Origin of the sequence: Nonomuraea diastatica, from assembly GCF_004349015.1 — a bacterium.
GTDB classification, from domain to species: Bacteria; Actinomycetota; Actinomycetes; order Streptosporangiales; family Streptosporangiaceae; genus Nonomuraea; species Nonomuraea diastatica.
On the sequence record NZ_SMKP01000326.1, the window covers coordinates 1 to 5,830 of the forward strand.

General features: G+C 67.6%; 5 protein-coding genes and 2 pseudogenes. 5 read left to right on the top strand and 2 right to left on the bottom strand.

Going from position 1 to position 5,830, the window contains the following annotated elements:
• Positions 1-139: 139 nt before the first annotated feature.
• The 5 genes and pseudogenes from E1294_RS50685 to E1294_RS50705 all read left to right on the top strand — a co-directional run.
• Complete coding sequence (locus tag E1294_RS50685) at positions 140-1,252, top strand: MFS transporter (protein WP_281284631.1); 1,113 nt, start codon at positions 140-142, stop codon at positions 1,250-1,252.
• Between the two features lie 647 nt (positions 1,253-1,899).
• Entirely contained in the window at positions 1,900-2,235 is a 336-nt protein-coding gene (locus E1294_RS50690; protein WP_132520131.1) for a hypothetical protein, read from the top strand.
• 511 nt (positions 2,236-2,746) lie between these two features.
• The gene (locus E1294_RS50695) at positions 2,747-3,127 is read left to right on the top strand and encodes an SgcJ/EcaC family oxidoreductase (protein ID WP_165977950.1); all 381 of its coding nucleotides are present in this window, start codon (positions 2,747-2,749) and stop codon (positions 3,125-3,127) included.
• 13 nt (positions 3,128-3,140) lie between these two features.
• Positions 3,141-4,034 carry an alpha/beta hydrolase gene (locus tag E1294_RS50700; protein ID WP_132520137.1) on the top strand — a complete coding sequence of 298 codons (894 nt, stop codon included), beginning with the start codon at positions 3,141-3,143 and terminating at the stop codon, positions 4,032-4,034.
• Positions 4,035-4,061: 27 nt separating this feature from the next.
• Positions 4,062-5,039: pseudogene (locus E1294_RS50705) on the top strand (sigma-70 family RNA polymerase sigma factor); the annotation flags it as partial.
• 116 nt (positions 5,040-5,155) lie between these two features.
• On the opposite strand, the gene E1294_RS50710 reads toward E1294_RS50705, so the two are convergent.
• Positions 5,156-5,485, bottom strand: a complete 330-nt coding sequence (locus E1294_RS50710; protein WP_132520143.1) for a hypothetical protein — start codon at positions 5,483-5,485, stop codon at positions 5,156-5,158.
• A 46-nt stretch (positions 5,486-5,531) separates the two neighbouring features.
• Positions 5,532-5,660, bottom strand: a pseudogene (locus tag E1294_RS57890) (DUF4277 domain-containing protein); the annotation flags it as partial.
• Positions 5,661-5,830: the final 170 nt, after the last annotated feature.

The following is a 5,830-nucleotide window of genomic DNA, read 5'->3' on the forward strand; positions in this document are numbered from 1 at the left end:
CAGCGCGGCCAGATCGGCATCCCAGGACACGACCAGATCGTAGGTCAAGACGAAAGTCACCGCAGGATACTCCACGGGCCACAGACCGGCCCTCAGCGACTTGAATCAAGATCTACGAATGTAGTACAGGCTCCCCGTCATCGCGCTGAGCCTTTTCGGCGGCGCCCTCGGCGACCGCTTCTCTCGACGCAACGTCATGCTGGTCGCCGACCTGATGCGCATGTTCGCCCAGGCAGCCACCGCGGCCCTTCTCCTCAGCGGAACGGCCCGCATCTGGATGATCGTCGTCCTGCAACTCATCGCAGGCATGGGATCTGCCCTCTTCACCCCCGCCTCGGTCGGCCTCGTGGCCTCGCTCGCCGGCAAGGAACGGGTGCAGGAAGCCAACTCGCTCCTGTCAATGTCGCGCAGCATCACCTCGATCCTGGCGCTGAGCACGGCCGGAGTGCTGGTGGCAACCGTAGGGCCGGGGTGGGCGATCCTGATCGACGCGGCCACGTTCCTGGTGAGCGCGGCCTTTCTCACTCGCCTTCCCCGCGCCGTCGCCACGCAGCCCCCGGCCACGAGCGCAGGGCTGCTGACCAGCATCAAAGACGGCCTCGCGGAAGTCACCAGACGATCCTGGCTCTTGATGTCGATCATCCACGTGGCCTTGACCAACCTGATCGTGGTCGCGCCGTTCCTGGTTCTCGGCCCGTATGTGGCAGACAAGCACCTCGGCGGAGCCCCAGCCTGGTCCGCGATCGGCATCGCCTACGCCGTCGGAGGACTCGCCGGCGGCGCCGTCGCGGCCAGGTGGAAGCCCTCCCGCCCGGTAGGCGCGACATTGGTGGTGTTTCTGCTGATGACACCGCTGCCGGCCCTCTTGGCAGCACCAGCCGGCCTCTGGCTGCTGATGCCGGCCGCATTCCTGGCCGGCCTGGAGGTGGTGGTCTACAACGTGTTGCAGACCACCGCCATTCAGCGCCATGTCCCCGACCACCTCATCGGCCGGACCAGCTCCGTCGTCACGCTGGGCGCACTCGTGGCAGCCCCCTTGGGCATGGCTGTCGCCGGACCCGCGGCCCAGACGTTCGGCAGCGGCACGGTCCTCGCCGCCAGCGCCGTCATGGCCATCCTCATCACCGTGGTCACCCTGCTCGTTCCATCGGTGTGGCACATCCGAGACAGCCCACAAGAGGATACGCAACCACAGCCAGCTGAACCCTCTCAGGTCGACGCGAGCGGACGCTCAGCCGCACCCGAATCGTAAGCGTCGGGAAACGATCATTGCGTGTCCGGGAAGCGATCATCGAACCGTCGGATCTGTGCAGCTCAGCCGTACTCGTGAACGCCCCGGCAGGGGGGATATGGGGGAAGGGAAGTCGCTTCGGTCGCTGCTCTCTTGTTGATTGCTGGGCTGACCTGCGTATTTGAACTCTTCAGGATCAGCGACTAGCACGTGTCCCCGAGCCGCTGGTCACGTCTGTGTGCCGACGAGCGCCTCCACTGCTGTCTTGGTCCCTCGCATGGGGAAGGGGGCAGGGCGATCGAAGCGACCGACGCGGAAGCGTGAGTCTCCTCCGTGCCGAAATGAACAGAGGTAGCAAATAGCGTGAAACTCTGTGCTGAGGGTGTTGGGGGGAGACATCCCTTCGTCGGGCGCAGGCAAGCCCGGGTGTGTTGCCCAGGGGGCCCTGATCGTCAGGTGCGTACGCGCGGGCGTCCGCGGTCATAACTCCGCCGCTTGCAAGGGTCCGGATCCTGGAGGAGTAGGACCGCTTGGACAAGGCGGGTAAGGGTGCGCCGCTGCGCCGGGAGGGCCTGTACTGGCCGCTGATCTCCAGCTGTGGCACACGCGGGATCACAGCGCGGGGCAAGCGTCCGCCTCCCCGGTCGACCGGCCGAAGGCCGATCCGCGTGACAAGCGGATCGATGCTTTGCAGGCGGAGGTTGAGCGGCTGCGCGCCGCGTAGGCTCTTCCGGGCGTTCGCGATCGCCCAGGTCGACTGGGCGCGCAGCGAGGCTTTTCTCGACCCGACCGACAGTTTTGCCGATGTCACCGTGTACCGTTTTCTGCCGGTGGCCGATCCCACCGTCGGCACTGCGGCGGTCGCGGCGTTCATCGATCGACCGCTGCTCCCGGTACCACCGCTCCATGCGGGCCGGTCGGATGACCGCGTCGGCCTGCGCGCTCTGATCGGGAATTGCCCGACCGTTGATGACAGGGCCGTACCCCGGCTGATGAACTCATAGAAGGAGCGCAGCACTGTCGCGCTATGCGCCCGCACCGACGGTGCGTAGGCCTTGCCCGTCGACGTCGACACGACTTCCTGTTCAGCTCGGCGCCAGTGCGGGCGGGACGGCCAGCCTCGTTTTCCGTACGTTGTAGTGAATGAAGATCGCTTCGGGTGCTGGTGTTGATCTCGGTAGTCGGCCCGGGCCACCCCCGCTACGACCTCAGTATGCCCGCGCCCAGGTCCGGGCAGTCTGACCCGCGTCAATGAGTAGGCACGGCCCGCGGCTGATAGCCGCCATGGCTGGTCGGCGATGCTGGCGGATCCCCGTCTGCTGCCACCGGATCGCGGGGCGCCAGCCTCCAGATCGGATAGAGCTGACTCTCCCGCGTAGCACGTACAGCGGAAGAGGATAGTTGAAGGGGCGTACCGCTGGGAGAGGTCGTGTATCTCGCGTGAGCGATTCCTTTTCGGTCCTGCGGTGGTCTGCATGGGTGATGCATGTCCCGATAGACAGAAAGGGGAACGTGATGACTGCCGAACGGCAGGTGCTCGCCGTGCTGGACGAGGTGTACGCCGCGTGGGCCGCCAACGCCGCGGACGCCTTCGTGGCGCCGTACGACGAGGTCGCCACCGCGATCCTCCCAGGTGCCTTCCTGCCCAACTGCGAGGCGATCCGCACCACCATGGCGACCGTCTTCGCCGGTGAACTGAAGGGGTCCAAGGCCGTCCACGAGGTACAGGACGTCCGTTTCGTCGGCACTGATGCCGCCATCGTGGTAGGTAAGGGGGCCGTGGTGCCGTCAGGTCAGGCCGATCCGGACCCCGCGAGTCGGTCGCTGGAGACCTGGGTCCTGTCGCGGCGGGGCGGTGCCTGGCGCATTGCGGCCTTTCATAACTGCGCGGCCTGAGTAGGGGGATGTGATGGCCAGCAAGCAATCCGAAGCGGTCAAGCGGCACTGGGCAGCGGCACGGCTGGCGATGACCCAGCCGGATGGCGAAGGGCCGGACGACGAGTCCTGGGGCGATCTGACCGCCGAGCCGCGCGGCGTGGACTATATCGAGGTCGAGGTGAGCGGCCTGACCGCGATGTGGCTGGAGCCCAAACGAAGCGTCCAGGACCGGGTGCTGCTGTGCCTGCACGGCGGCGGGTTCGTCAGCGGTTCGATCTACACGCACCGCAAGATGTTCGGCCACCTGGCCAAGGTGGCCGGCGTACGGGCGCTGATCTTCGACTACCGCCTGGCCCCCACGCGCCCCCATCCGGCGCCGGTGGACGACGCGACCGACGTCTATCGGTGGCTGCTCGACCAGGGGATCGATCCCCCCCACATCGGCTTCACCGGCGACTCCTCCGGCGGTGGGCTGTCGATCACCGCCCAGCTCCGAGCGCGGGAGCGCGGCCTGCCGCTACCCGCCGCCGCGATGCCGTTCTCGCCGTGGACGGACATGGAGGCCGCCGGGAAGTCCTACGAGACCAACAAGGAAAAGGACGCCTTCTTCGACCGGGAGACCGTGCGGATGCTCGCCGCCTCGTTCCTGGGCAAGGGCGGTGACCCTCGTGACCCACTGGCCAGCCCGCTGCACGCTGACCTGTCCGGTCTCGGACCTATCTACATTCAGGTGGGAGAGGAGGAGACGCTGCTCGACGACGCCCACATGCTCGACGAGCATGCGCGCAAGGCCGGTGTCGACGTCCGCCTGGACGTTTTCCCCGGTATGCAGCACACCTTTCAGATGGCGGCGGGCAGGGCACCCGAGTCCGACGACGCGATCCGCAGGATGGCCGAATGGATACGTCCCAAACTCGGCCTCTGACAGCCGGCCCATGACCTAGAGGAGGGGACGGTGCCCGACGAGCACGAGTTCACCCGTGACACAGAGCCGTTCCGGCGTGAACTGCTGGCCCACTGCTACCGGATGCTCGGATCGCTGGATGAGGCAGAAGACCTGGTCCAGGAGACCTACCTGCGGGCATGGCGCTCCTACGACGCCTTCGAGGGACGATCGTCGCTGCGGGTTTGGCTGTTCCGCATCGCCACCAACGCCTGCCTGACCGCACTGCGCAACGGCGGCAGCGGCAGGCGGGCGTTGCCGTCCGGTTTGGGAGCTTCCGCCGGTGACCCTGATGCGCCGCCCGAACACGGGGCCGCCCCGGACGTGGCTTGGTTGCAGCCGATCCCTGACTCGCTGGTTACTCCGCAGACGGACGATCCCGCGGCTATCGTCGCCGCGCGCGAGCGCTTGCGGCTCGCGCTCATTGCCGGGCTGCAGTACCTGCCACCGAAACAGCGAGCCGTGCTCCTCCTGCGTGACGTGCTGGGCTTTCCGGCGGCCGAAGTCGCGGCCATGATCGGCACCACGACCCCAGCGGTCAAAAGCGCACTCCAGCGGGCCCGCGTCCGCCTCGACGAGGTCGCCCCGGGACGCGAACGGCTCAGCGAACCCACCGACCCGCACACCCGCGCGCTGCTGGAGCAGTACGTTGCGGGCTTCGAGAACGCCGATATCAAGGCCCTGGAGCTAGCCCTGCGGACCGACGCCGCGATAGAAATGGTCGGCACCACTACCTGGTTCGCCGGCCTGGACACCTGCCTGTGCTACCTCGCCCAGGTGATCGGAACGCCCGGAAACTGGCGGTTGACCCCCACCCTCGCCAACGGCCAGCTCGCCGCCGCCGCCTACCTCCGCGACGCCGACGGAACCCACCGCGCGTTCGGCCTCGGCGTTCTCGCCACGACTCCTCAGGGAATCGCACGCATCACCGTCTTCGGTGGCGGCCCCGATCTGCTAGCCAAATTCGGCCTCCCACCCGTTCGATGATCCGGTCGGCCACCGCCTGCTCGGTGGGGTGGTGGCGGCTGCCCAGGCCGCGTTCCAGCCGCGCCAGGTCGTCGCCGCCAGGTTCGCGTACGAGATCAGCTTGGAATCGCCGACCATCAGCACTTGCTGCGGGCCGGCCGGCCGTTGCAGGGCGTGCATCGCGCCGATGACCTGGCCACCTCCCCGGCCGCGCCGTCGTAGGCGCGGTGCGAGACCGGGATCGAGCCGTCGGCGCTGGCCGCGATCCCGGCCTGGATCTGCTTCAGACCCGGCCGCCGGTCCTTGGGGTGACCGAACCGGGGCCGCGCATACTCCGGATCGGCCTCGTCGTAGTCGCCGTGCAGCGAGATGGAGGTCATGTCCCAGATCGCGGTCAGCCCGCCCGACTCGGGCCAGCTGGTCCAGATGCGGGCCAGGGCGTTCAGAGCGCGGGCCGATCCGGTCATCGTTGAGCAGGCCGGGCGCGACCCCGAACACCTCACCCACCGCCCACCGTTCGGCCCAGTCCCGCACGTGCACCAGCGGCGCGGGCGGAGTCAGCCGGTTGGCCACCAGCACCTCGATCACCTGCCCATGGGTCAGCTCCGTGACATCATCACGCACCGGGCACGCCGCATCCACCAGCTCCCGCTAAACCCTCCCCGAGGCCCTCGTTCGGGGCGCAGCATCAGAATGCGTTATCTCCTGTCCTTGCGGAGTGTTTGGATCTCGCGCCAGACGTCATCGGCTTTGGCATCTCGAACTTTGGAGAAAATGGCCAGCGACTCCTGCCAGGCAGCCTCGGCATCCGT